The organism is Actinomadura sp. 7K534, from assembly GCF_004348575.1.
Lineage (GTDB): Bacteria > Actinomycetota > Actinomycetes > Streptosporangiales > Streptosporangiaceae > Spirillospora > Spirillospora livida.
Genome location: NZ_SMKB01000484.1, coordinates 1 through 1259 on the forward strand (window position 1 = coordinate 1; position 1259 = coordinate 1259).

At 77.7% G+C, this 1259-nt stretch carries 1 protein-coding gene and 1 pseudogene; both read right to left on the reverse strand.

The genetic code is table 11. The features are described from left to right. Positions 1-722 (reverse strand): annotated as a pseudogene (locus tag E1266_RS37290) (DUF1349 domain-containing protein); the annotation flags it as partial. Then, positions 719-1259 (reverse strand): AAA family ATPase (locus tag E1266_RS37295; RefSeq protein WP_165966379.1); only part of this gene is annotated, 541 nt, incomplete at its 5' end. The gene E1266_RS37295 and the pseudogene E1266_RS37290, both read right to left, overlap by 4 nt.

Genomic DNA, 1259 nt, shown 5'->3' on the forward strand with positions numbered 1-1259 from the left:
CCCCGGTCCTGCCACGCCGCGCCCGGCCGCGCCGGGACCACCGACACCCGGTCGAACGCCGCGGTGGCGGCGGCGGGCTCGCCGGAGATGCTCTCGCTGCCGAACCGGCGCTCGACCACGACGTCGTCCGGGGCGGCGACGAACATGCCCGCGAGGGCGGACCGCGGCAGCCCCTCCAGCCGCACCGACCCGACCCGGCTCCAGGCGCGCCCGTCCGGCGACTCGTACCCCGTCACCGTCGTGCCCGAGCGGGTCAGCCGGAGCCAGCGCGGCAGGGTGCCCGGCCCGCCTCCGGCGCCGCCGTCCCGGTAGCCGGTCTGCAGCCGGACGCCGTCCCCGGGCGTCACCGCCAGCGCCGCGTACGGGGTGCCGCGCTCGGCGCTGCCGCGGATCATCAGCCCGGCCTTCGCCCGGGGGCCGCCCTCCTGGGCGGTGACGCGGGCGATGACGGTGCCGTCCCCGTCCAGCGGCTGGTACGTGAAGTGCCCCATGTCGAAGATGCCGGACCGGGCGGGGTCCGCCGTGCCCTCCCCGGTGCCGGACGAGGCGCTGCCCGCGGCCGTCAGCAGCGCGACCAGCACCGTCAGCGCCACCGACGCCCCCACCGCCAGCATCCACCGGGGGACGGTGCGGAACTTGGTCCACTCGGCCAGCAGGAGCCGCCCGAACCCGTCGCGGGCCTCGGCCTGGACGGTGCTGCGGTACGACGTCGCGGCGGTCACGACGCCTCCCGCCCGGTCACGGCCTGGAACTCGACCGCGTCCCTGGTCAGCTCCATGTAGGCCTCCTCCAGCGACGCCCGGTGCTCGGAGACGCCGCTGAACGCGACGCCCTCCCCGGTGAGCAGCGCGATGATCCGCTCCGCGGGCAGGCCCGCGACCGTGACGGCGCCGGGACCCGCCGCGGTCACGGTGGCGCCCGCCCGCGCCAGGACGGTCATGGCCTCCCGCCGCTCGGCGGTGCGCAGCTCGACCCGCCCGCCGGACGCGGCCTCCAGCAGGTCGGCGACGCTGGTGTCGGCGATCAGCCGGCCCCGCCCGATCACCACCAGGCGGTCGGCGCCGCCCTCCAGCTCGCTCATCAGGTGGCTGGACACCAGCACGGCCCGGCCCTCGGCGGCCAGCGACCGCAGCAGCCCCCGGATCCAGGTGATGCCCTCGGGGTCCAGCCCGTTGACGGGCTCGTCGAACATCAGCGCCGGCGGGTCGCCGAGCAGCGCCGCCGCGATCCCGAGCCGCTGGCGCATGCCGAGCGAGAAC